Below are 24,030 nucleotides of genomic sequence, written 5' to 3'. Positions count from 1 at the left end.
CATCTTATGGGGTCAGTCCCGTATCAGGTGCTTTTTTATATGTTTAAAAAACGTCGTTCATTTTCGTCATATCGAATCGGCGCATGTCCGTACTCTTGCAGGTCAAACTCAGTTCTCAGCGGTTCTTCTATCGGCAGGCTGTAGATTCTGCTTGCTTTTATGTCCAGATCAAGAGCTGGATGGGAGAAAGAGGACAGCTTACTGACAAGCTGAACGGACAGATTTTTTTTCTTTTCCGATAAATAAGCCTGTCCTTTTTTTGTCATGCCGAGTAGCCTGATATAAGGCACCTCTGCCTCATTCAGCAGCTTATGCATATCCTGTTTGTTCGTTCTGGTTAAAATGTGCGTGTTCATCCGCTGAAGCCTTGTCCACGTATACCGTTTTGTTTTCAGGAGCTCCATGAATTCCTGATAGGAGCTGGCTTTTCTGATCGAACGAAGAATTCTATGCTCTAAGCCTTCCTCCACCTCGTATAGTTGCTGTAATTCCTGTGCAGTTACAGTTGAAAGGCTGTATTTCAAGTAAGAAAAATAGCGTTCAGATGTATGCCACAGTCCGAAAGATTTGCGGTAATCTGCCAATTCACGTGCAGATGCAGCAGGAAGGAAACGAAGGCAGGCATCGAGATTCTGTTCAATCATCGCTTTTCTGATGCTTGTGGCGCTTGCGATATGGTTTTTGCCTTCAGGAAGTTCTGCATCGTGATAGTCGGAGGAAATGCGCTGAGTGGTATAAGGTTTTATTGGATATCCCCCGGAAAGAATGGACGTTACATAGTGATACCCCAGAATGTTGTTTGGTTTTGACAAATCAAGTGCATTTTCTGTATGTAAAATGGAGCGAAAGGCGATAGCCGCCGCGGCTGGGTAGCTGGCACCCTTTTTAAGTTCTTCTTTTATAGACTGGTCAAATGTATGTTTATGCTCATCAATAAGATTTGCTGTTTCTAAAAACGGCTTAATATTACCATTTTCACTCCCGAAAAACAGTGCCTCGCATTCGAGTTTATCGAGGATGGAAACACTGCCGCGTGCAAAAATCTCGGCTTTTTGCACCGCATAAAGATAAGGCAGCTCAATCACAAGATCGACTCCGTTTTGCAGCGCCATTTTTGTTCGGGCCCATTTTGAGACAACAGCTGGTTCCCCGCGCTGTAAAAAATGCCCGCTCATTACGGCTACAGCCGTGTCGCATCCGGTTTGCCGCTTTGCTGTTTGGGCATGATAAAGGTGACCGTTATGAAAGGGATTATATTCAACCACCAATCCGACAGCTTTCATATTTTTTCCGCCTTTCTTGCTATGTTTATAAACGTATGGTACATTTGCAAATGGAAACTCTTACGTCTTTTTTTGTTTTAAGTGTATGCATAGCATATTCAACTGTCAATGATACTTGAATGGCAGCATTATGCTGTAAAGAAAAAATATTGACAAAAACAATCTTAAAAGCTATAATCATGTTTGTTGCTTTCATGAGGTGATACAAATGAAATGGACGATTTATCAGCTGCACCAAATGCCAAAACAAAGTTTTGAATTTGATGAAACAGTTGAGTTACATGAGCTGACAAAGCTGAATTCTGACATTCGCCGCATTTCTCCCGTTCGGGTGAAGGGCAGAGCGGATATCAAATCCAAACAGGTTTCGTTTGATTTTACAATATCAGGCGAAATGATTTTGCCATGCTCAAGAACACTCGTTGATGTCCCGTATCCATTTGAAATTTCAACAAAAGAACTGTTTATATTTCATCAGACGGATGATATAGAAGATGACGACGTTCACATTGTTGAGGACGATACTATCGACTTGACTCCGATCGTAAAAGAAGAAATTCTTTTGGAAATCCCTATGCAAATCTTTTGTGAATCTGAACAAGAAAAAGGAGCTGCTCCTCAAGAAGGAAAGGACTGGCAGGTCATTTCGGAGGAAGACAAGAAGAAACAAGTTGATCCGAGACTTGCAGCCCTCGAAAAGCTCTTAAAACAAGATGATGAATCTTAACTCTTTAAGGAGGTGGGAATAATGGCTGTACCTTTTAGAAGAACTTCTAAAATGAAAAAAAGATTGCGCCGTACACATTTCAAACTTAATGTACCTGGTATGACAGAATGTCCGTCATGCGGAGAGATGAAGTTGTCTCACCGTGTATGCAAAGCATGCGGATCATACAACGGCAAAGACATAAATGTAAAAAGTAACTAATAAGAAAAGCGCAGGGTGAAAGCCCTGCGCTTTTTCTTTTTCTCTCCCTGTCAGCTTGAGGAAAATTTGTGAGTGCAAATAGTCTATCTAATCTATTACCGGCATATGTATGAGATAAATAAGCTGACATGGAGGGAGATTGAATTTGACCATTACAAGACAAGATGCTTGGACTCAGGATGAGGATTTGCTGCTGGCAGAAGTGGTGCTTCGTCATATTCGAGAGGGAGGAACACAGCTTTCCGCTTTTGAGGAGGTTGGAAGGGCGCTGTCCAGAACCGCGGCTGCCTGTGGTTTCAGGTGGAACTCGTATGTGAGAAAACAATACCAGTCAGGCATAGAGCTTGCGAAAAAGCAGAGGAAAGAGTTGAGAAAACAAATCGGGGTCCATTCGGTCAATATGCCAAATTCCGTGAAGCAGGCTGCTGCGGCAGCGCCAGAAGGAAAACGAGATTTGTCCATTCAGGATGTGATTCAATTTCTCGAGCAATTTAAAGAAGCGCCGTCTGCGCAAGAATTTCAGCTTGAAAGGGAAAAATTGAAGGAACAAATCCAATCGCTGCAAAAGGAGCTTGAGGATTTACGAAGTGAAAATCAAACATTGAGGAATCAGCTAGAGATGACGGAAGAGGATTACAAGGCGCTGATTGATATTATGGATCGTGCCAGAAAAATGGTTGTTTCAAAGGAAGACGGAAGAATGAAAAAGGCGGCTCAAGAAACGTAATGAACGCCTGAAATGAACCGGCCCTAAAGTGAGAATAGGCCGGTTGTTTTTATTTCTATGCAGACTCTCCCGGTGTCATTTCACGATCCATATCCGGATGCCAGATGAGCGGGTTTTCCCCTTTGTCCCGCGCCATATCATATTTAACAGTTTCAAAGTTCATTTTATTCCAAAATTCCGCTGATTTCATTCGCGGATTTGTCCGGATCGGCATTTTGAATGATTTTGCGAATTCTACCAAGGCTGTCCCGTATCCCCTGTTCTGGTAGCCTGGAAGAACTTCAAGCTTCCACAGCTCCAAATAATCCTGGCCTTTGTCGAAATAAGGATTTGATTTGCCGTTAACTTGATATAAACTCATTCGCGCGACAAGTTTATCTCCAAAATAAATCCCGTAAAAAGGCGAAGTGCTGTCATTTTCAATAATATTATCCTGAAGATCTTCAAGCATTGAAAGCTCCTGAATCCCGTATTCTTTGAATTTCTTGAATTCTTCAAGTGTTTTATAGTTGACAAGCAGACGTTCTACCTTAACCAAACCAATCTCCCCCTTTGTTGTGTCTATATATATTGTAAACGCTTTATTTAAAAAATCCAAATATTTAAACTATAATTTTAAGCACTCGGGATCTTTGAGAAGTAATTTCTTCGCACTTCTGCTATGATAATACGTAAATGCTAAATTGGGTGTGACATCATGAAAATTGGAATTATCGGCGGCGGCTCTGTCGGTCTTTTATGCGCTTATTATTTGTCACTTCATCATGAGGTGACTGTTATAACGAGACGGGAAGATCAGGCTGCTGCCATTCAGGCTGAAGGGATCCGGCTTTATAAAGGCGGAGAAGAATTCAGCGCTGATTGCAATGCGGACACGAGTATCCATTCAGATTTTGATCTTCTTGTCGTGACAGTGAAGCAGCATCAGCTTCAGTCTGTTTTTCCGCTGCTTGAACGGATCGGGAAAACGAATATATTATTTTTGCAAAACGGCATGGGCCATATCCACGAGCTGAAAGACTGGCGTGTTGGGCATTCTATTTATGTTGGGATCGTTGAGCACGGAGCTGTAAGAAAATCAGATACAGCTGTTGATCATACAGGCTTTGGTGCGATAAAATGGAGCGCGTTCGACGATGCTGAACCAGATCGGCTGAATGTCTTGTTTCAGCGTAGCCATTCGGATTTTCCGATCCATTTTGAGACGGATTGGTACCGCCTGCTGACGGGCAAGCTGATTGTAAATGCCTGTATCAATCCGTTAACCGCGTTATTGCGGGTGAAAAATGGAGATCTTTTGACAACGCCAGCTTATCTAGCTTTTATGAAGCTGGTTTTCCAGGAGGCTTGCCGCATTTTAAGGCTTGAAAACGAAGAAGAGGCTTGGGAGCACGTTCAAACCGTTTGCAGGCAAACGAAAGAAAATCGCTCTTCTATGCTGGTTGACGTCATTGAAGGCCGGCAGACAGAAGCTGATGCCATTATCGGATATTTAGTGAAGGAAGCGAGACTTAACGGCCTTGATGCCGTCCATCTGGAGTTTTTATACGGCAGCATTAAAGCTTTGGAGCGAAATACAAACAAAGTCTTTTGAGCTTTTTCGGTAACATGCTATACTCATTTCGGATAACTAACTATTTATTGGAGAAAGGAAGTTCTAGAAGATGCAGCTAACTGAACTTTCCATCAAAAATCAAAATGTGTTTGTACAGCACTATATAGATGGCAAAGAAGAAATGTCTTCTTTTTTTGATTACAGCATTCATCGTAAGGACATGTGGCGCGAAAGACTGAAAGACTTATCTTCCCGGTTTTTCGCAAGAGAGGAATTGGCAGCGTACTTATCCTCTTACCATAATAAATTCGGTTCAAGTGCCATGCAGTCTGCTATTGAGAAGCTGAAGGACCCGTCAAGTGCCGCTGTAGTCGGCGGACAGCAGGCCGGACTTTTAACAGGACCGCTTTACACCATACATAAAATCATTTCGATCATTGTGTTAGCAAAGCAACAAGAAAAGGAACTGCAAGTGCCTGTCATACCGATCTTCTGGGTGGCGGGAGAAGACCACGATTTGGATGAGATTAATTTTGTCCATACATCTGAAGAGAATGGTCCGGTGAAAAAAAAGCTGCCTCAGTCTTATTGGAAGAAATCTTCGGCAGCGAGCACATCACTTGATCAGGAAAAATGTGCCGCCTGGATAGATGATGTGTTTGCCGCTTTTGAAGAAACAGACCATACGAATACACTTCTCGACAATGTAAAACGATGTTTAAGGGAATCTGTTACATTTACTGACTTCTTTGAACTGCTTATCGCGGATCTGTTCCAGGAGGAGGGCTTAGTCTTATTAAATTCTGGAGATCCGGGGATTAAAAAGCTGGAGACGGCTATGTTCCAAAAGATTCTTCGGGAAAATGATAAACTCGCCCGCGCTTTGTCAGATCAGCAATCTCTCATGCGTGATGCAGGCTATCAACCGATTATCGAGTCTGGAACAGAGCAGGCGAATCTGTTTTATGAATATGAAGAAGAGCGTTTTTTAATTGAAAAAGATAACGGCCGATTTGTCATCAAAGAGCTTGATTTGGGATGGACGATGGATGAACTTTATACACATATGGAAGAACATCCTGAGCGTTTCAGCAACAATGTTGTGACGAGACCGTTAATGCAGGAATATCTCATTCCGACTTTAGCATTTATTGCAGGGCCTGGAGAAATCAACTATTGGGGTGAGCTCAAACAGGCCTTTGCGGTGATGGGCTTTAAAATGCCACCTGTAATGCCGAGGCTGAACATTACGATACTTGAGCGGCATATTGAGAAAAAACTGCTTGAACGGAATATCTCATTACAAGACGCGATTGAACGCGGAACAGAGAATCAAAGAGAAACATACTTTGAGCGCCAGATTCCGGAAGAGTTTACCGCGGTGATGGATCAGGCGAAAAGCCAAATTGAAGCGATTCACAAAACGGTCCGGCAGGAGGCGTTAAAGGTTGATCAAAGCATGGAACCTTTACTCCTTAAGAATGCCGCTTTTATTCAGGATCAGCTCCAGTTTTTAGAGCGTACGGTGATGAAACGTATTGAAGAAAAAGAAGGCTACGTCTTGAAGGATTATGAGAGAATCCAAAACAGCATTAAGCCGTTGCTTGCGCCGCAAGAGCGTATTTGGAATATTATGTATTATTTGAACAGATACGGTCCAAAATTCTTCACATCATTCAAGAATTTGCCATTTTCTTTTCAAAATCAACATCAAGTTGTCAAACTTTGAAATAAAGTTTTAAAGAACCCTGAATAGTTCAGGGTTTTTTTTTATGGGTAAACAGTGTAAAATGAAGTTGTGGAGAGAAGTGGTGGATAGTGGTGAGTTAAGGAGAGAAAGTGGGGCAAGAGATCATGTTTATGGGTGAATATCAACATACCATCGATGCGAAAGGCCGCATGATCGTACCCGCCAAATTCAGAGAAGGACTCGGTGAGCAGTTTGTGCTGACCAGAGGGCTTGACCAATGTCTCTTCGGCTACCCTATGCACGAATGGAAACAAATTGAAGAAAAGCTGAAAGCACTTCCTCTCACTAAAAAAGATGCCCGCGCGTTTACCCGTTTCTTCTTTTCAGGGGCAACCGAATGCGAACTGGACAAGCAAGGCAGGGTAAATATTGCATCATCTCTATTGAATTACGCCAAACTGGAAAAAGAATGTGTTGTTATCGGGGTTTCTAATCGAATTGAATTGTGGAGTAAAGTAATTTGGGAACAATACACAGAAGAGCAAGAAGATTCATTTGCTGAAATTGCTGAAAACATGATTGGGTTTGATATATAATGATTCTTCGTGTATAACACTCTAAAAACAATTTCAATTCATCCTGATAAAAGGTGGGACCAACACAATATGTTTCAACACAAGACAGTACTTCTTCGTGAAACCGTAGACGGGCTCAATATTAAACCGGACGGTACATATGTAGACTGCACACTCGGCGGAGCTGGGCACAGTACATACTTATTGCAGCAGTTATCCGAGAAGGGGCGTTTAGTCGCTTTTGACCAAGATGATACGGCATTACAGCATGCTAAAGAAACGTTGTCCGATTTTAAAGGGCAGCTCATTCTGATTAAAAGCAATTTCAGGTATTTAAAAGAATGTTTGAATGAACAAGGCATTACAGAAGTAGACGGTATTTTATTTGATTTAGGGGTGTCCTCTCCGCAGCTGGATACACCGGAACGCGGATTCAGTTACCATCATGACGCTCCGTTGGACATGAGGATGGACCAGTCGGCCACGCTTACGGCGAAAGAAGTCGTTAATGAATGGCGGTATGAGGATCTCGTCCGTATTTTCTTTAAATACGGCGAAGAGAAGTTCAGCAAACAGATCGCCAGAAAAATTGAGGAAGCAAGAATCAAATCTCCTATTGAAACTACGGGCCAACTGGTCGATCTAATAAAAGACGCGATTCCCGCTCCAGCGAGAAGGAGTGGGGGACATCCCGCAAAACGCGTGTTTCAGGCGATCAGAATTGCCGTGAACGATGAACTTAAAGTGTTTGAAGAGGCTTTGGAGCAGGCAATTGAGGTACTGAAGCCAGGGGGAAGGGTATCGGTCATTACCTTCCACTCGCTTGAAGACAGAATTTGCAAAACCACTTTTAAAGAAAAGTCGTCGCTTCCGGAACTTCCTCCGGGTCTTCCTGTCATACCGGAAGAATTTGAACCGGAGCTGAAGCTCATCACACGAAAACCGATTACGGCATCTCAAGAAGAGCTTGAAGAAAACAATAGGGCTCGCTCTGCGAAGCTTCGGATTGCCGAAAAAAGAAAATAACGAAACGCGAACGCAAATTGAAAAGGAGGTCATCAGCCTATGAGCAATTTAGCTTACCAACCAGAGAAACAGCAGCGGCATGCGATCAGACCTGAGAAAAAAGTGATTGTCAAGAAAAGGGCTTCCATTACTCTCGGAGAAAAAGTGCTTCTTGTCCTCTTTGCTGCGGCGGTGCTCAGTGTATCGCTTTTGATTGTATCGAAGGCGTATGCGGCATATCAAACTAATATTGAGGTGCAAAAGCTTGAGGAGCAAATTTCATCCGAAAACAAGCAAATTGGTGACCTCGAAAAAAACGTTGCTGATTTAAGCAAACCGCAGCGCATTATGGATATTGCGAAAAAGAACGGCTTGAATTTAAAAGACAAAAAAGTGAAAAACATACAGGAATGATTCAAATGCCAAAAAAGAATAAATTTATGAACAGAGGAGCAGCGATTCTAAGTATTTGTTTCGCTCTCTTTTTCTTTGTCATCCTGGGGAGAATGGCATATATTCAAATAACCGGAAAAGCGAATGGCGAAGTGCTTGCGACAAAAGCGACAGAACAGCATGAAAAGAAACGGACCATCGAAGCAAGCCGCGGCTCGATTTTGGACCGAAACGGAAAAGTGATTGCAGAGGACACAGCAACGTATAAGCTGATTGCGATTCTCGATAAAAAAATGACAACTGATGTCAAGCATCCGCAGCATGTCCAAGACAAAGAAAAAACGGCGGAAGCATTGTCTAAAGTGATAAACATGGATAAAGCTGATATCCTTGATATCTTAAATAAAGATGCAAAACAAGTCGAGTTTGGCTCAGCTGGCCGGGATATTACGTATTCAGAAAAGCAAAAAATTGAAAAAATGAAACTTCCGGGCATTTCATTTTTACGGGATACAAAACGCTACTATCCAAACGGTGTTTTTGCATCCAATTTAATCGGCTATGCCGAGGTTGATCAGGACACAAATGAAATCTCCGGCGCGATGGGATTAGAAAAAGTGCTGGATAAGTATTTGAAGGAGCGGGACGGATATGTGACATATGAAAGTGACAAATCCGGCTGGGAGCTCCCGAACAGCAAAAATAAAATTACAGCGCCAAAAAATGGTGACAATGTATATTTAACCATTGACCAGAAAATTCAAACCTTTTTGGAAGACAGCATGACAAAAGTGGCGCAAAAGTATAACCCGAAAAAAATCATGGCCGCAGTCGTCGATCCGAAAACCGGCAAAGTCCTTGCGATGGGACAGCGCCCAAGCTTTGATCCGAACAAGCGTGATGTGACAAACTACTATAATGATTTGATTTCATATGCGTATGAACCCGGATCAACGATGAAGATTTTCACACTTGCTGCTGCCATACAGGAGAATGTGTATAACGGCAATGAAAAGTACAAGTCTGGAACATACAAAGTAGGCGGAGGAATAGTAAAAGACCATAATGACGGAGTAGGATGGGGGCCAACTTCATACCATGATGGTGTAGTACGGTCTTCTAATGTGGCTTTTGCCAAACTGGCTAATGAAAAGCTGGGCTATACCCGTCTAAATGAATATCTTCATAAATTCAATTTCTATCAAAAAACAGGTATAGACTTGCCGAATGAAGTATCAAGTAAAATGAACTTTAAATATGAATTTGATAAAGCATCAACTGCATATGGTCAAGCCTCTGCTGTTACACCAATTCAACAGCTGCAGGCTGCGACTGCAATAGCTAATGATGGTAAAATGATGAAACCTTATGTCATAGACCATATTGTTGATCCTGATACGAAGAAAACCATTTATACAAATAAACCTCAGTCAGCCGGTACGCCAATCTCAGCTGACACCGCTAAAGAGGTTCGAAATATTTTAGGTGATGTCGTTACGTCTGATATCGGTACTGGACAACCTTATAAAATTGAAGGTTTTGATGTAGCTGTGAAAACCGGGACAGCACAAATTGCCGGGCAAAACGGTTATCTATCTGGACGCGATAATTACGTTTTTTCTGTCATGGGAATGGCGCCTAAAGATGATCCTGAGCTGTTGATCTATGTGGCAGTGCAGCAACCGCAATTAGAAAATGATGAAACGGGTTCAAACCCAGTATCAGAAATCTTCAACCCGACAATGAAAAACAGCCTGCACTACCTGAATATCGAGCCAACTGAAAAATCTGACTCAGATAAGGAAGAAACAAAAGCGCAGACAATGCCTGATTTAACAGATCAAACGGTAGCTGCTGCTCAAAAGAAAGCAAAAGAGGAGAATCTCACACCGATTGTCATTGGCAGTGATGTCGCTGTAAAAGAACAGTATCCGAAAGCGGATGAGGAAGTTCTGACCAATCAAAAGGTCTTCCTGAAAACGGGCGGCAAAATCAAAATGCCTGATATGACAGGCTGGTCGAGAAGAGAGGTTCTGCAGTACGCTGAGCTGGCGGGAATTCATATTGAAGTAAGCGGACAAGGCTACGCTGTCAGCCAAAGCGTCAAGAAGGACAAAGAAATAAAAGACAAAACCGTCATCAAGGTGACGTTTAAAAATCCGGATTAAAAAGAAAGCTTGCGTTATGCAGGCTTTCTTTTTTTATACCTTCAGAGGGCATCGTTCTACCTGTCCAATTTCAGGCATAAAATGAAACAAGCCTAAATAAGGAGTGAACGGTCTCTTGCGCGTCTCGAATGTAACGGTTAGAAAACGTTTATTATTTGTTTTGCTTTTTGGCGTGATCGTGTTTCTGATCATTGATACTAGGCTGGGGTATGTTCAGTTTGTGATGGGCGAAAAACTGACTTCGCTGGCGAAAGATTCCTGGAGCCGAAACTTGCCGTTTGAGCCGGAGAGAGGCGAGATTCTGGATCGGAATGGTGTGAAGCTCGCAACAAACAAAAGTGCGCCGACCGTATTCGTCGTGCCGCGCCAAGTTCAGAATCCGATGAAAACGAGCAAGCAGCTTGCGGCGGTTTTAAACATGTCAGAAGAAAAAGTATATAAGCATGTGACAAAAAAAGCGTCAATTGAAAAGATTACTCCTGAAGGGAGAAAGATTTCAAATGAAAAGGCCAAAGAAATCAAAGCGCTCGATTTAAAAGGTGTGTATGTTGCGGAGGACAGCATACGCCATTACCCGTTTGGCAGCTTTTTATCTCATGTGCTTGGATTTGCAGGAATTGACAACCAAGGGCTTCTTGGACTTGAAGCCTATTACGACGAGGATCTCAAAGGAGAAAAGGGCTCTGTTAAGTTTTATACAGATGCCAAGGGGAAAAAAATGCCGGATGAAGCGGACGACTATACGCCGCCTAAGGACGGGCTTGATATGAAACTGACAGTTGATTCAAAGGTTCAGACGATAATGGAAAGGGAGCTTGATAACGCTGAGGCCAAGTACCATCCGGATGGTATGATTGCCGTGGCCATGAATCCGAAAAACGGAGAAATATTGGGAATGGCTAGCAGGCCTGACTTTGACCCTGCTGATTATCAATCAGTCGATCCGTCCGTCTACAATCGGAATCTGCCGGTATGGAGCACGTATGAGCCAGGGTCTACCTTTAAAATTATTACACTTGCAGCAGCTCTTGAAGAGCAAAAAGTAAATTTGAAACGTGATCAATTTTTTGATAAAGGGCATGCGGAAGTGGATGGTGCGAGACTGCGGTGCTGGAAAAGAGGCGGGCACGGGCTGCAGACGTATTTAGAAGTTGTACAAAACTCCTGCAACCCTGGGTTTGTTGAATTAGGCGAGCGCTTAGGCAAAGAGAAGCTTTTTAAATATATCAAAGACTTTGGTTTCGGCCAAAAAACCGGAATTGATCTGCAAGGAGAGGGAACAGGAATCCTATTCCCGCTTGATAGGGTAGGGCCGGTAGAGCAAGCGACGACTGCTTTCGGACAGGGGGTATCTGTTACGCCGATTCAGCAGGTTGCAGCCGTATCTGCAGCTGTAAACGGAGGAACACTCTACACACCTTATATTGCTAAGGAATGGATTGATCCTGTAACGAAAAAAACAGTCAAAAAACAATCACCTATCGCAAAGAAACAAGTCATTTCTGAAGAAACATCCAAACAAATCCGCTACGCTTTAGAAAGCGTCGTCGCAGAAGGAACCGGGCGCAACGCATTTGTAGAGGGATATCGTGTCGGCGGAAAAACGGGAACTGCACAAAAGGTTAAAAACGGAAAATACCTTGAAAACAACCATATTGTATCCTTTATCGGTTTTGCGCCGGCAGACGATCCGAGTCTTGTCGTCTATGTCGCGGTGGATAACCCGAAAGGCACGATTCAGTTTGGCGGAACCGTTGCAGCACCTATTGTCGGGAGTATTATGAGAGACAGTCTGCCGGAACTTGGTGTGAAGCCTCGGAAAAATCAAATCGAGAAAAAATACCAATGGAACGACACAAAAACAATAGAAGTTCCGAATGTTGTAGGGATGTCTGTCTCAGATCTTGAGTCACTATTGGTGAATCTCAATGTGGATGCTTCCGGGAAAGGGAGCAAAATCGTTAAACAATCACCAGCTGCCGGAACAAAAGTAAAAGAGGGCTCAAAGATACGTGTTTATTTGACTGAAGAAGATGAAAAGGAGGCAGCCGATTGATTCGGGCTGCCTATTCTTTTATTGGAGAAAAAATGCTGATATCTTTCAAGATTAGCTGGATGTATCCTTTTATTTACGCTAAAATATGAACTGTATGCTTAAAATCATTATCACATCAATAGATGTGACTTTAATGATAAAAAGAACGAATTAGAATGTTGAGAGGTTTGATACGATGAAACTGACAAAGCTGCTTACATACTTAACAACCGAACCTTCTGTAAATGACTCACAAGACCCTGACATAACTTCAATTGAGATGGACTCCAGGGAAGTAAAGAAAGGGAGTCTTTTTGTATGTGTAAAAGGGTACACGGTGGATGGCCATGATTTTGCGCAAAAAGCAGTAGAGAACGGTGCAGCGGCTATTGTGGCTGAAAGAGAGCTTGATGTAGATGTGCCCGTCATTCTTGTCCGGCAGTCACTGCGTGCGCTCAGCGTGCTGTCTGATGCGTTTTACGGACAGCCGACAAAGAAGCTTAAACTGATTGGTATTACAGGCACAAATGGCAAAACATCAACGACCCACATGGTTGATGAGATCTTGAAAAAAGCGGGAAAACGCACAGGCTTAATCGGGACCATGTACATGAAAATCGGCGACGAAACACTGCCTGTTAAAAACACGACACCGGAAAGCGTTACGCTGCAGAAAACGTTTAAGAAAATGAATGACAAGCAAGTAGACACTGCTATCATGGAGGTTTCTTCACACGCCTTGTCCTTAGGACGTGTTCATGGCTGTGACTATGATATTGCTGTGTTTACGAATTTAACGCAGGACCATCTGGACTATCATAAAACGATGGATGAGTACCGACACGCAAAAAGCCTGCTCTTTTCTCAGCTTGGCGGGGCTTTCAACCATGAACATCCAAAGCGTGCCGTGCTGAACGCTGACGACGAGGCGAGCGCTTATTTTGAAAAGGTGACCGCAGCGCATATTTCTACATACGGAATTAAAAACAACGCTGATGTGATGGCGAAAAACATCAAGATTACTGCACAGGGCACTAGCTTTGATCTTGTCACAAACAAGGGCACTAAACATATCACGATGTCGCTTGTCGGACAGTTTAATGTGTATAACGTTCTGGCAGCTGTTGCAACATGTATTGCAGCAGGCATTCCGTTTGAAACGATTACGGAAGCTGTTGAGGAATTGCATGGCGTAAGAGGCCGTTTTGAATTGGTCAATCAGCAGCAGGAGTTTCCAGTCATTGTAGATTACGCGCACACACCGGACAGCCTTGAAAATGTACTGAAGACATGCAGAGACATGACGGAAGGAAAGCTTTTTGTCGTTGTCGGCTGCGGCGGAGACAGAGATAAGACGAAACGCCCAAAAATGGCTAGAATCGCTGTGGAGCTGGCTGATGAACCGATTTTCACTTCAGATAACCCAAGAAGCGAAGATCCTCGCGCGATTTTAAGAGATATGGAAGCTGGAGTAGAGAACGAATACTACCACAGCATTGCAAACCGTGAGCAGGCAATCTTTTTCGCGATTGCGAATGCCAAAAAAGGTGACGTTGTCCTCATTGCCGGAAAAGGGCATGAAACCTATCAGCAGATCGGGAATGAAACCTTCGATTTTGATGATGCTGAAGTGGCGGCAAGAGCCATTGTCGAACTCAATAAAAATAAGACGAATTCATAGGAAAGAGATGTTATTGAATAATGGAGCTTGAAAAGATGTTTCATATGGAAAAAAATCATGAATATGATAACTACGTATGTCGTTTGAAAGAAACAGGAGGAGAAAAGGACAATGCTTGAGCAAGTCATTCTGTTTACAATTTTAATGGGGTTTTTAATTAGTGTTCTGCTCTCTCCGATTCTAATTCCGTTTTTAAGAAGATTAAAATTCGGCCAGAGTATTAGAGAAGAAGGACCGAAATCACATCAGAAAAAATCAGGGACGCCGACAATGGGCGGGGTCATGATCATACTTTCTATCATTGTGACAACAATTGTGATGACACAGAAATTTTCAGAAATAAGTCCTGAAATGGTGCTGCTGCTGTTTGTTACGATCGGTTACGGTTTGCTTGGTTTTCTAGATGATTACATCAAGGTCGTCATGAAGCGCAACCTCGGATTGACGTCAAAGCAGAAGCTGATCGGACAGATTATCATTGCGGTTGTATTTTATGCCGTGTACCATTACTACAATTTTGCGACGGATATTCGCGTTCCTGGAACTGACTTGTCATTTGATCTTGGCTGGGCTTACTTTATCCTTGTGCTCTTTATGCTTGTCGGCGGATCAAATGCGGTTAACCTGACTGACGGTCTTGACGGATTATTATCCGGCACGGCTGCAATTGCTTTTGGCGCCTTTGCCATCCTGGCATGGAATCAGTCTCAATATGACGTAGCGATTTTCTCAGTTGCTGTTGTCGGTGCGGTACTGGGCTTCCTCGTATTTAATGCCCATCCGGCCAAAGTCTTTATGGGAGATACGGGATCGCTTGCATTGGGAGGAGCCATCGTTACCATTGCTATTTTAACGAAATTAGAGATCCTGCTGGTCATCATCGGCGGTGTCTTCGTTATCGAAACATTATCCGTCATACTGCAGGTCATCAGCTTTAAAACGACAGGTAAACGAATCTTTAAAATGAGCCCGCTTCATCACCATTATGAGCTTGTCGGATGGTCTGAATGGAGAGTGGTCGTGACATTTTGGGCTGCGGGACTTTTGCTTGCCGTTTTAGGAATTTACATCGAGGTGTGGTTATAAGTGGAAAACGATCAATTTTTACAGAATCAGCATTTTTTAATCCTGGGGCTCGCGAAAAGCGGGTATGCTGCGGCATCCATTCTTCATAAAAAAGGCATTTATGTTGCGGTCAATGACCAAAAGCCTTTTGAAGAAAACGAACCAGCGCAAAAGCTTTCTGAAAAAGGTATCGAGGTTGTTTGCGGAGAGCATCCGGTTTCTCTGTTTGATCAGCATGAAATTACGGTTCTGATCAAAAATCCAGGAATTCCTTACGAAAATATTATGGTTCAGGAAGCGGAAAAAAGAGGGATACCGGTTTGGACGGAAATTGAGCTTGCTTACTACCTGACAAATGCCAAGTTTATCGGGATTACCGGGTCGAACGGAAAAACGACCACGACAACGCTGATTTATGAAATGCTTAAAGCAGACTCACAAAAAGCACTGATTGCCGGAAACATCGGCACAGTCGCAAGCGAGGTTGCCTATCATGCTGATGGCGATGAATGGATCGTTACTGAACTGTCTTCATTTCAGCTGATGGGGACACACGCTTTCAGACCGGAAATTAGCCTGATTTTAAACGTGTTTGACGCCCATTTGGATTATCACCATACGCGTGAAAATTATGAAAAAGCGAAACAGAAAGTGTATCTTCATCAGACTGCTACAGATAAAGCCATTGTCAACCAGGATGATGAAACTGTCGTGCGTCTTGCTGAAGCCGGAAAAGCCGAAGCCGTCCCATTTTCAGTCAGCAAAACGCTTGAACAGGGCGCTTATGTAAAAGACGGCATGATTATGTTTAACGGCGAAGCCATTCTTCCCCTGGAAGAGGTTGTGCTGCCCGGCGCTCATAATCTAGAGAACATTTTAGCAGCTATTGCAGTTGTGAAAACGGCAGGAGCGTCTAACGAAGCAGTCAAAAAGGTGCTGACAAGCTTTACTGGCGTGAAACATCGGCTGCAATATGTTACAGCAGTGAAAGGCCGTAAGTTTTATAATGACAGTAAAGCAACAAACATTTTGGCGACAAGCAAGGCGCTTTCAGCTTTTGACAAACCGGTCATTCTGCTTGCGGGCGGACTAGATCGCGGAAATGGTTTTGATGACTTAAAACCGTATATGAAGCATGTCAAAGCAGTCCTTACCTTTGGCCAGACTGCTCCGAAACTTGAAAAGCTCGGCAATGAACTGGGAATACAACATGTCAAACGTGTCGATAATGTTGAACAAGCAGTATCTGCGGCGTTTGCGCTCTCAAATGAAGGGGATGTCATCCTGCTTTCACCTGCGTGTGCGAGCTGGGATCAATTCAAAACATTTGAAGAACGCGGTGACATGTTTATAGATGCCGTGCATATGCTTAAGTAAGGGCTTGTCTTGAAGTAAATCGGCAGCCCTAATGACTTTAAGCTTGGGGTGTCGATTGCTTTGACTACTAAAAAAACATCGCCTGATTTGTTATTGGTCATCATTACGTTATTATTATTAACAATCGGATTAATTATGGTGTACAGTGCGAGTGCGGTATGGGCGGATTATAAATTTGACGACTCATTCTTTTTCGCGAAACGGCAGCTGCTGTTTGCGGGAATCGGCGTCATTGCCATGTTTTTTATTATGAATGTTGATTATTGGACTTGGCGGACATGGTCCAAATTGCTGATGGTTATCTGCTTTTTTCTTCTTGTTCTCGTTTTGATACCGGGCGTCGGCATGGTGCGGAACGGCTCAAGAAGCTGGATCGGGGTCGGAGCATTCAGCATACAGCCTTCAGAGTTTATGAAGCTTGCGATGATTGCATTCCTTGCTAAATTTCTCTCTGAAAAACAAAAAAACATAACATCGTTCAGGCGGGGATTTATCCCGGCACTTGGCATCGTGTTTTCAGCGTTTTTGATTATCATGTGCCAGCCTGACCTCGGTACGGGGACGGTAATGGTCGGAACTTGTATTGTCATGATTTTTGTAGCCGGCGCGCGAATTGCCCATTTCGTCTTTCTCGGGCTGATCGGCCTCAGCGGATTTGTTGGGCTGGTACTATCGGCTCCATATCGGATTAAGCGGATTACTTCATACTTAAATCCTTGGGAGGATCCGCTCGGCAGCGGTTTTCAAATCATTCAATCGCTTTATGCAGTGGGGCCCGGCGGATTGTTTGGGATGGGACTTGGACAAAGCAGACAGAAGTTCTTTTATCTGCCTGAGCCGCAAACAGATTTTATTTTCGCCATATTGTCAGAAGAACTTGGTTTTATTGGGGGAACACTTATTTTGCTCCTCTTCAGCGTCCTGCTGTGGAGAGGGATCAGAATTGCGCTCGGTGCGCCTGATTTGTACGGAAGCTTTGTCGCAGTCGGCATTATTTCAATGATTGCCATTCAAGTTATGATTAATATCGGTGTAGTAACGGGCCTTATTCCGGTAACAGGGATCACGCTGCCGTTTCTGAGCTACGGAGGCTCCTCATTGACTCTGATGCTGATGGCTGTCGGCGTGCTGCTGAACGTGAGCCGATACTCGAGATATTAATGAATGTATGTCATGCGTCCTATGAAACAGGAAGCTTGGAAACAATTGATGCGATAACCCTGTCCAACAAAACAGGGTTATCGCTATGTTATAGAGAAAATTAGACTGGGGGAAGAGATATGCGAATTGCAATAAGCGGAGGCGGTACAGGGGGACACATTTATCCTGCTCTTGCCTTTATTAAAGAAGTCCACCGCCGTCATCCTAATGTGGAATTTTTATATATCGGTACAGAAAACGGCCTTGAGAAAAAAATTGTTGAGCGGGAGAATATACCATTTCGTTCAATTGAGATTACAGGATTTAAAAGAAAGCTGTCATTTGAAAACGTCAAAACTGTGATGCGTTTTCTGAAGGGCGTCAAAAAGAGCAAATCGTATTTAGCGGAATTTAAGCCTGATGCCGTGATTGGAACGGGCGGCTACGTATGCGGGCCGGTTGTCTATGCCGCTGCAAAGATGGGAATTCCGACTATCGTGCATGAACAAAACAGCCTTCCTGGCATCACGAATAAGTTTCTTTCAAAATATGTTAATAAAGTAGCGATCTGTTTTGAAGAAGCAAAATCACATTTTCCTAGCGAGAAAGTTGTATTTACGGGAAACCCGAGAGCCTCTGAAGTCGTCTCAATAAAGACGGGCCGATCAATGGCGGAATTTGGGCTTTCTGAAGAGAAAAAAACGGTCTTAATCTTCGGCGGAAGCCGAGGCGCTGCACCGATAAACCGTGCTGTCATTGATATGCAGGAAGCGCTGAAATCAAGAGACTACCAAGTGCTGTATATCACCGGTGAAGTTCACTATGAAAAAGTGATGAATGAGCTGAAAAGCAAGGGTGCCGCTGAGAATATGGTCACAAAGCCGTTTCTTCATCAAATGCCAGAGTATTTAAAGGCTATTGATGTCATTGTGGCCAGAGCTGGTGCAACGACGATTGCCGAAATTACTGCTCTCGGAATCCCAAGTGTGCTGATTCCAAGCCCATATGTAACAGCGAATCACCAGGAGGTCAATGCGAGATCTCTCGGCCAGCATGATGCAGCCATTGTTCTGAAAGAAACAGAGCTCAGCGGAGAAAAGCTGATTGAAGCGCTTGACCGGATTGTACTGAATGAGCAAACGTTAAAGGAAATGAGCGAACGGACAAAGTCACTCGGTGTTCCTGACGCGGCTGCCCGTTTATACAGCGTACTCGAAGAATTGAAAAAATAATAGAAAAGCAAATGGAATGCGGAGGTTTACGATGGAGAAAGTGATACAGGAATTAAAAGAACGCGAAGTCGGCAAGGTTCTTGCAAATGAACCGCTCGCGAATCATACAACGATGAAAATCGGCGGGCCTGCGGATGTATTGGTCATTCCAAGCAGTGTAGATGCTGTCAAAGATATTATGGACATAATTAAAAAGTATGATGTAAAGTGGACAGTCATTGGCCGCGGATCAAACCTTCTTGTTTTAGATGAGGGAATCAGAGGCGTTGTGATTAAGCTGGGCGCGGGCCTTGACCATTTGGAGCTTGACGGGGAACAAGTGACGGTCGGAGGCGGCTATTCAGTTGTCCGTCTTGCTACATCATTGAGCAAAAAAGGCCTGTCCGGGCTGGAATTTGCTGCAGGCATTCCGGGATCGGTCGGCGGAGCGGTTTATATGAATGCTGGCGCTCATGGTTCTGACATGAGCGAGGTCCTTGTCAAAGCACATATTTTATTTGAAGATGGCACGATTGAGTGGCTGACAAATGAGCAGATGGATTTCAGCTACAGAACATCTATATTGCAAAACAAACGACCGGGCGTTTGCCTTGAAGCTGTTCTGCAGCTGGAGCAAAAGGATAAGGAATCAATTGTTCAGCAAATGCAAAGCAATAAAGACTACAGAAAAAATACACAGCCGTATTCAAGCCCTTGTGCGGGAAGCATTTTCAGAAATCCGCTTCCAAATCATGCCGGAAACCTTGTAGAAAAAGCAGGCTTAAAAGGATATCAAATCGGCGGTGCAAAGATATCGGAGATGCACGGAAACTTCATTGTCAATGCGGGGGGAGCATCAGCAAAAGATGTCCTTGATCTCATTGACCATGTGAAAAAGACAATCCGTGAAAAATACGAGATTGATATGCACACAGAGGTTGAAATCATCGGCGGAAATCGCTGATTCAAGTTCTGGCTGAAGCTGTTCATATGATATACTGTAAGCAAACGACAAACGGCATCATAGTATGCCGTTTGTTTTGGAATAGACAGACTTTAACAGCTGTTTCATTTGAATGAGGTGAACAGGCAATGAACCCGGGTCATGACCAAGAAAAAATCGTAAACATTGAAGAACGGATACCTAAAATTAAAGAGCAGAGAAAACAGAAGGCAAACCGCCGTCTTATTTCATTTATTATGCTCTTTTTTATTATGGTGCTGATCATTGTGTATCTGCAGACGCCAATCAGTAAAGTATCAACCATCTCTGTTACAGGGAATGAGAATGTATCGAAAAAGGAAATTATTGAACTTTCCGATATCAACAGCGGAGATACAGAGTTTTGGAGTTTGGACAAGACAAAAACAGAAAAGAAGATTCAGCAAAATAAATTAGTCAAAAAAGCGGAGATCAGCAAATCGCTTCCTAATAAAATCAACATTGCAATCGAAGAATATAAAGCGATTGCTTATTTAGAAAAAGACGATGTGTACTATGAAGTGCTTGAAAACGGTTCAGTTCTGCCAAACGAAGTAACGCCGGATGATGCAGGGCCCATTTTGGTCAATTGGACAAACGCAAAAAAACGCTCACAAATGGCCAAGCAGCTCGATGCATTGTCAAGTTCGTTAAAACAGTCAATTTCAGAGATTTACTATACGCCTGTAAAAATGGATCAAAACCGTATTAAATTGTATATGAACGACGGTTATGTTGTCACTGCGTCAATAAAAACCTTTGCCGACCGAATGAAAACATATCCTTCTATCATTTCACAGCTGAGCAGCAATAAAAAAGGAATTATTCATTTGGAAGTGGCCACTTATTTTGAAGAGTTTGGAAAAAACGATAAAGCTGCTAAAAAGGAAGATGAAAATTGAGGGGCAAATCAGCAGTCCTTCTTTCTTTGATTATGCTTATCGCAGGCTTTTTGATTTCATTTTCTTTTCAAATGACAAAAGAAAACAACAAAAGCGCGGCTGAGACGGAAGAGTGGAAAAAAGAATATGCGCTGAGAGATGAACTTCTGAAACAGGAGAAAGAAAATAAGAATCTTGAAAAAGAGTTGTATCAAAAGCAGAACAAAGTCCGTCAGGCGGAAAATAAGCTGAAGAAAGAAAAGACGGAATACTACAATGTCCTCGAAGATACAGAAAAATACAGAATGTATATTGGGGAAGTCGGTGTGCAGGGAAAGGGTGTTGAGGTCACCTTGGAAGATGCGTCGTATATACCGGAAGGGGAGAATGTGAACAGTTACATCGTTCACGAAAGCCATCTCTTCCAAGTGGTAAACGAACTGTATATCTCGGGTGCGGCGGCCGTCGCCGTTAATGGCCAGCGTTTGACACATGATTCCTATATCAAGTGCAACGGTCCTGTGGTAACGGTAGACGGAGTGCAGCATCCAGCTCCGTTTACAATATCCGCTATAGGAGATCCTGATGTCCTGCTGCCTTCGTTAAATATAGCAGGGGGCCTGATCGACCAGCTGTCAATGGATCATATTTCAGTTTCCGCAGAAAAAGAGAAAAACGTACAAATGAAACCGATTCTGAAAACGAAGGAATGACTCATAAAGCGGGTGAAACAGATTGAAAATAAAACGTTCCTTTTTAAGCATCAGTGTGCTTATGGTCATCTTCGGCCTCATGATATCTGTTCAGTTTAATTCGTTAAAGCACCCTCAAGTCCGAGATACAAGAGACATGTGGGATATAAGGGAAGAGCTGACATCAGAGCAGAAGAAGCAGGAAAAGCTGCTGGCTGAAATAAACAAATATGATAAACTGCTGAATAGCTATTCGCAAAGCAAAGAAATGACAAAAGAAACCGCGCTCAATAATACTTTGCAAACCTTAAAAAAAACAGCCGGCATGACCGATATAACTGGTAGCGGAATTGTCATCACCATTTCCCCGCTTTTTTCTGAAAGCTTAACAGGAGAGCCGATCGAAAATCCGCCTCCGGATTTGCTGAAAAAGCTGATCAATGAACTCAACTCCTTCGGTGCAGAGCATATCTCGATTAATGAGCGAAGAGTTGTGAATCATACAGTTATAAGAGATATAAACGGCACAACAAAAATAGACGGATACGCACTTGACGATTATCCTTTAACAGTAAAAGTGCTCGCCGAAGATCCGGACATGCTGTACAGCAGAGTGAAGGGCTCCGGCCTTGAGGATCTCTTTGCATCTGAAAATTTAGCATTAAAAGCCGGTAAATCTGAAAGCAAGCTGACATTAAAAGCATATGACAGACCATTGGATGTACAGCAGCTGAAACCGCTTAAAGACTGAAAAGGAGGAGAATTGTCATGTGGCTGCCCGTGCTGGGGCTTGTACTCGGAATAGCAATTGGACTGATGACAAACTTAACGATACCGAGTGAATACTCAAACTATTTATCGCTTGCGGTGCTTGCCGCACTTGATACATTAATCGGCGGAATCAGGGCTCATTTACAAGGTACATATGATGAAATGGTATTTGTTTCCGGTTTCTTTTTTAATATTATACTGGCAATAAGTTTAGCTTTTCTGGGAGTTCATCTTGGTGTAGACTTGTATTTAGCAGGTATATTTGCATTTGGAGTCAGATTATTTCAGAATATAGCCGTGATCAGAAGAAATCTACTAACAAAGTGGACTCTTTCTAAAAAAAATAAAAAAAATGTGATATAAAAGAGGATATACATAGGATATAACGAATATTTTCAATAAACATAAATTGTGAAAACCGCATAAGGAATATTCCGTTGTTATTTTTTGTTACACACTTGTAAAGCCACATTCATTGTATTGTTGTTCCGCAAATAATAGAATAGAAATGATCGAAATGTGAGGAGGTGCCATAGAATGAACAACAATGAACTTTACGTCAGTCTTGACATCGGTACGTCCAATACAAAAGTGATCGTCGGAGAAATGACAGATGATTCCCTTAATATTATCGGTGTGGGAAATGTACCGTCTGAGGGGTTGAAAAAAGGCTCAATCGTTGATATAGATGAGACCGTTCATTCTATAAGAAAAGCGTTTGACCAAGCTGAAAGAATGGTAGGTTTTCCGCTTAGAAAAGCTATTGTCGGCGTTAATGGAAATTATATCAATATTCAAGATACAAACGGTGTTGTAGCAGTTTCCAGCGAAAATAAAGAAATTCAGGTTGAAGATGTACGCCGTGTCATGGAGGCGGCACAGGTTGTTTCAGTACCGCACGAACAGCTGATTGTCGACGTCATTCCTAAACAGTTTATCGTAGATGGAAGAGATGAAATCACCGACCCGAAAAAAATGCTGGGTGTGCGTTTAGAAGTAGAGGGCACCCTGATCACCGGTTCAAAAACAATCTTACATAACTTGCTTCGCTGTGTTGAAAGAGCCGGTATTGAAATAACTGATATTTGTCTTCAGCCGCTGGCAGCCGGTTCTGCTGCATTGTCAAAAGACGAGAAAAACCTTGGTGTGGCTCTCATTGATATTGGGGGAGGGTCAACAACCATCGCCGTATTCCAAAACGGACATCTCACTTCTACCCGTGTCATTCCTCTCGGAGGCGAAAATATCACCAAAGATATCTCCATCGGATTGAGAACGTCAACAGAAGAAGCAGAACGCGTGAAAAAGCAATTTGGACATGCCTACTATGACGAAGCCTCGGAAGATGAGGTCTTCGAGGTAACCGTGATAGGCACCAATCAAAAACAAACATTTACACAACAGGAAACAGCGAATATCATTGAAGCAAGAGTAGAAGAGATTCTTGAAATTGTTTCAGAAGAGCTTCGCATTATGGGAATTACCGATCTGCCGGGAGGCTTCGTGCTGACAGGGGGACAAGCAGCAATGCCTGGTGTCATGTCTTTGGCACAGGATGTGCTGCAAAACAATGTCAGAGTGGCAAGCCCGAATTATATCGGTGTAAGAGATCCTCAATATATGACGGGAGTGGGCCTGATCCAATTCGCCTGCCGAAATGCAAGAATTCAGGGCAGAAAAATAGGCTTCAAGATGCCTGAAGAAGCGATACAGGAAATTGCAGTCACATCATCAGAGGAACAAGAGCAGCATCATCACCAAAATGAGGTGCAGCAGCGGCCAAAAGGAAAACAAAAAACACAAGCCGAACATAATAAACAGAGCAAAATGAAAAAATTATTAAGCATGTTTTGGGAATAGATAGATAGTCA

Annotated in this window: 23 protein-coding genes and 1 pseudogene; 21 read left to right on the top strand and 3 right to left on the bottom strand. The window is 43.0% G+C overall.

The window, feature by feature from the left end; genetic code table 11:
- Positions 1-35 precede the first annotated feature (35 nt).
- The gene (locus MOC09_RS05290) at positions 36-1,283 is read right to left on the bottom strand and encodes a nucleotidyltransferase (RefSeq protein ID WP_268367369.1); all 1,248 of its coding nucleotides are present in this window, start codon (positions 1,281-1,283) and stop codon (positions 36-38) included.
- A pseudogene (locus MOC09_RS05285) lies at positions 1,280-1,464 on the bottom strand (hypothetical protein). Before MOC09_RS05285 ends, MOC09_RS05290 begins: the two are co-directional and overlap by 4 nt.
- Before the next feature lie 27 nt (positions 1,465-1,491).
- On the opposite strand from MOC09_RS05285, the gene MOC09_RS05280 reads away from it, so the two are divergent.
- The 3 genes from MOC09_RS05280 (at position 1,492) to gerR (ending at position 2,938) form a co-directional block, all read left to right on the top strand.
- Positions 1,492-2,010, top strand: coding sequence for a YceD family protein (locus MOC09_RS05280; RefSeq protein ID WP_268367371.1), 519 nt, complete (start codon positions 1,492-1,494; stop codon positions 2,008-2,010).
- A 21-nt stretch (positions 2,011-2,031) separates the two neighbouring features.
- On the top strand, positions 2,032-2,211 hold the full coding sequence (gene rpmF / locus MOC09_RS05275) for a 50S ribosomal protein L32 (protein ID WP_003154457.1): 180 nt from the start codon (positions 2,032-2,034) through the stop codon (positions 2,209-2,211).
- 145 nt (positions 2,212-2,356) lie between these two features.
- Positions 2,357-2,938, top strand: coding sequence for a sporulation specific transcriptional regulator GerR (gene gerR / locus MOC09_RS05270; protein WP_268367373.1), 582 nt, complete (start codon positions 2,357-2,359; stop codon positions 2,936-2,938).
- 55 nt (positions 2,939-2,993) lie between these two features.
- Here the strand turns inward: gerR and MOC09_RS05265 are convergent, their stop codons facing one another.
- Positions 2,994-3,476 (bottom strand): N-acetyltransferase, encoded by a 483-nt coding sequence (locus MOC09_RS05265; RefSeq protein WP_268369783.1) that lies wholly within the window; start codon positions 3,474-3,476, stop codon positions 2,994-2,996.
- Between the two features lie 159 nt (positions 3,477-3,635).
- On the opposite strand from MOC09_RS05265, the gene MOC09_RS05260 reads away from it, so the two are divergent.
- The 18 genes from MOC09_RS05260 (at position 3,636) to ftsA (ending at position 24,019) form a co-directional block, all read left to right on the top strand.
- Complete coding sequence (locus MOC09_RS05260; protein WP_268367377.1) at positions 3,636-4,532, top strand: 2-dehydropantoate 2-reductase; 897 nt, start codon at positions 3,636-3,638, stop codon at positions 4,530-4,532.
- Between the two features lie 70 nt (positions 4,533-4,602).
- Complete coding sequence (gene bshC / locus MOC09_RS05255; RefSeq protein WP_268369781.1) at positions 4,603-6,222, top strand: bacillithiol biosynthesis cysteine-adding enzyme BshC; 1,620 nt, start codon at positions 4,603-4,605, stop codon at positions 6,220-6,222.
- A gap of 125 nt (positions 6,223-6,347) precedes the next feature.
- Positions 6,348-6,779, top strand: a complete 432-nt coding sequence (gene mraZ, locus MOC09_RS05250; RefSeq protein ID WP_003221402.1) for a division/cell wall cluster transcriptional repressor MraZ — start codon at positions 6,348-6,350, stop codon at positions 6,777-6,779.
- Positions 6,780-6,848: 69 nt separating this feature from the next.
- The gene (gene rsmH, locus MOC09_RS05245; protein WP_268360082.1) at positions 6,849-7,784 is read left to right on the top strand and encodes a 16S rRNA (cytosine(1402)-N(4))-methyltransferase RsmH; all 936 of its coding nucleotides are present in this window, start codon (positions 6,849-6,851) and stop codon (positions 7,782-7,784) included.
- Between the two features lie 39 nt (positions 7,785-7,823).
- Positions 7,824-8,177 carry a cell division protein FtsL gene (ftsL, locus tag MOC09_RS05240; protein ID WP_268360081.1) on the top strand — a complete coding sequence of 118 codons (354 nt, stop codon included), beginning with the start codon at positions 7,824-7,826 and terminating at the stop codon, positions 8,175-8,177.
- Complete coding sequence (gene pbpB / locus MOC09_RS05235) at positions 8,174-10,324, top strand: penicillin-binding protein 2B (RefSeq protein ID WP_268369779.1); 2,151 nt, start codon at positions 8,174-8,176, stop codon at positions 10,322-10,324. The genes ftsL and pbpB overlap by 4 nt, the downstream gene beginning before the upstream one ends.
- 115 nt (positions 10,325-10,439) lie before the next feature.
- Positions 10,440-12,380, top strand: a complete 1,941-nt coding sequence (locus MOC09_RS05230; RefSeq protein ID WP_268360078.1) for a stage V sporulation protein D — start codon at positions 10,440-10,442, stop codon at positions 12,378-12,380.
- Positions 12,381-12,555: 175 nt separating this feature from the next.
- Positions 12,556-14,040 carry a UDP-N-acetylmuramoyl-L-alanyl-D-glutamate--2,6-diaminopimelate ligase gene (locus MOC09_RS05225; RefSeq protein ID WP_268369777.1) on the top strand — a complete coding sequence of 495 codons (1,485 nt, stop codon included), beginning with the start codon at positions 12,556-12,558 and terminating at the stop codon, positions 14,038-14,040.
- 111 nt (positions 14,041-14,151) lie between these two features.
- Positions 14,152-15,126 carry a phospho-N-acetylmuramoyl-pentapeptide-transferase gene (gene mraY / locus MOC09_RS05220; protein ID WP_075745984.1) on the top strand — a complete coding sequence of 325 codons (975 nt, stop codon included), beginning with the start codon at positions 14,152-14,154 and terminating at the stop codon, positions 15,124-15,126.
- Positions 15,127-16,482, top strand: coding sequence for a UDP-N-acetylmuramoyl-L-alanine--D-glutamate ligase (gene murD, locus MOC09_RS05215; protein ID WP_268360076.1), 1,356 nt, complete (start codon positions 15,127-15,129; stop codon positions 16,480-16,482).
- A 60-nt stretch (positions 16,483-16,542) separates the two neighbouring features.
- Complete coding sequence (gene spoVE, locus MOC09_RS05210) at positions 16,543-17,643, top strand: stage V sporulation protein E (RefSeq protein ID WP_014663887.1); 1,101 nt, start codon at positions 16,543-16,545, stop codon at positions 17,641-17,643.
- Positions 17,644-17,762: 119 nt separating this feature from the next.
- A complete protein-coding gene (gene murG, locus MOC09_RS05205) occupies positions 17,763-18,854 on the top strand; it encodes an undecaprenyldiphospho-muramoylpentapeptide beta-N-acetylglucosaminyltransferase (RefSeq protein ID WP_268369775.1) in 1,092 nt (363 codons plus the stop codon).
- A gap of 31 nt (positions 18,855-18,885) precedes the next feature.
- A complete protein-coding gene (gene murB / locus MOC09_RS05200) occupies positions 18,886-19,797 on the top strand; it encodes a UDP-N-acetylmuramate dehydrogenase (protein ID WP_268369773.1) in 912 nt (303 codons plus the stop codon).
- Positions 19,798-19,925: 128 nt separating this feature from the next.
- Positions 19,926-20,717, top strand: coding sequence for a cell division protein DivIB (divIB, locus tag MOC09_RS05195; protein ID WP_268360073.1), 792 nt, complete (start codon positions 19,926-19,928; stop codon positions 20,715-20,717).
- A complete protein-coding gene (locus MOC09_RS05190) occupies positions 20,714-21,409 on the top strand; it encodes a DUF881 domain-containing protein (protein ID WP_268360072.1) in 696 nt (231 codons plus the stop codon). Before divIB ends, MOC09_RS05190 begins: the two co-directional genes overlap by 4 nt.
- A 22-nt stretch (positions 21,410-21,431) precedes the next feature.
- Positions 21,432-22,139 carry a DUF881 domain-containing protein gene (locus MOC09_RS05185; protein ID WP_268360071.1) on the top strand — a complete coding sequence of 236 codons (708 nt, stop codon included), beginning with the start codon at positions 21,432-21,434 and terminating at the stop codon, positions 22,137-22,139.
- A 17-nt stretch (positions 22,140-22,156) separates the two neighbouring features.
- On the top strand, positions 22,157-22,522 hold the full coding sequence (locus tag MOC09_RS05180) for a small basic family protein (protein WP_003238683.1): 366 nt from the start codon (positions 22,157-22,159) through the stop codon (positions 22,520-22,522).
- Positions 22,523-22,696: 174 nt separating this feature from the next.
- Complete coding sequence (gene ftsA, locus MOC09_RS05175) at positions 22,697-24,019, top strand: cell division protein FtsA (protein WP_268360070.1); 1,323 nt, start codon at positions 22,697-22,699, stop codon at positions 24,017-24,019.
- Positions 24,020-24,030 lie beyond the last annotated feature (11 nt).

It is taken from the genome of Bacillus sp. N12A5, assembly GCF_026790125.1.
Classification (GTDB): domain Bacteria; phylum Bacillota; class Bacilli; order Bacillales; family Bacillaceae; genus Bacillus.
This window is presented reverse-complemented; position numbering and strand designations above follow the sequence as displayed.

Excerpts from the sequence above, each read along its gene's own strand:
- ftsL (WP_268360081.1), top strand. The coding sequence starts at position 7,824 with ATGAGCAATTTAGCTTACCAACCAGAGAAACAGCAGCGGCATGCGATC.
- mraZ (WP_003221402.1), top strand. The coding sequence starts at position 6,348 with ATGTTTATGGGTGAATATCAACATACCATCGATGCGAAAGGCCGCATG.
- MOC09_RS05225 (WP_268369777.1), top strand. The coding sequence starts at position 12,556 with ATGAAACTGACAAAGCTGCTTACATACTTAACAACCGAACCTTCTGTA.
- rsmH (WP_268360082.1), top strand. The coding sequence starts at position 6,849 with ATGTTTCAACACAAGACAGTACTTCTTCGTGAAACCGTAGACGGGCTC.
- rpmF (WP_003154457.1), top strand. The coding sequence starts at position 2,032 with ATGGCTGTACCTTTTAGAAGAACTTCTAAAATGAAAAAAAGATTGCGC.
- ftsA (WP_268360070.1), top strand. The coding sequence starts at position 22,697 with ATGAACAACAATGAACTTTACGTCAGTCTTGACATCGGTACGTCCAAT.
- MOC09_RS05180 (WP_003238683.1), top strand. The coding sequence starts at position 22,157 with ATGTGGCTGCCCGTGCTGGGGCTTGTACTCGGAATAGCAATTGGACTG.
- MOC09_RS05260 (WP_268367377.1), top strand. The coding sequence starts at position 3,636 with ATGAAAATTGGAATTATCGGCGGCGGCTCTGTCGGTCTTTTATGCGCT.
- MOC09_RS05280 (WP_268367371.1), top strand. The coding sequence starts at position 1,492 with ATGAAATGGACGATTTATCAGCTGCACCAAATGCCAAAACAAAGTTTT.
- mraY (WP_075745984.1), top strand. The coding sequence starts at position 14,152 with ATGCTTGAGCAAGTCATTCTGTTTACAATTTTAATGGGGTTTTTAATT.
- divIB (WP_268360073.1), top strand. The coding sequence starts at position 19,926 with ATGAACCCGGGTCATGACCAAGAAAAAATCGTAAACATTGAAGAACGG.
- MOC09_RS05290 (WP_268367369.1), bottom strand. The coding sequence starts at position 1,283 with ATGAAAGCTGTCGGATTGGTGGTTGAATATAATCCCTTTCATAACGGT.
- pbpB (WP_268369779.1), top strand. The coding sequence starts at position 8,174 with ATGATTCAAATGCCAAAAAAGAATAAATTTATGAACAGAGGAGCAGCG.
- bshC (WP_268369781.1), top strand. The coding sequence starts at position 4,603 with ATGCAGCTAACTGAACTTTCCATCAAAAATCAAAATGTGTTTGTACAG.
- murB (WP_268369773.1), top strand. The coding sequence starts at position 18,886 with ATGGAGAAAGTGATACAGGAATTAAAAGAACGCGAAGTCGGCAAGGTT.
- murG (WP_268369775.1), top strand. The coding sequence starts at position 17,763 with ATGCGAATTGCAATAAGCGGAGGCGGTACAGGGGGACACATTTATCCT.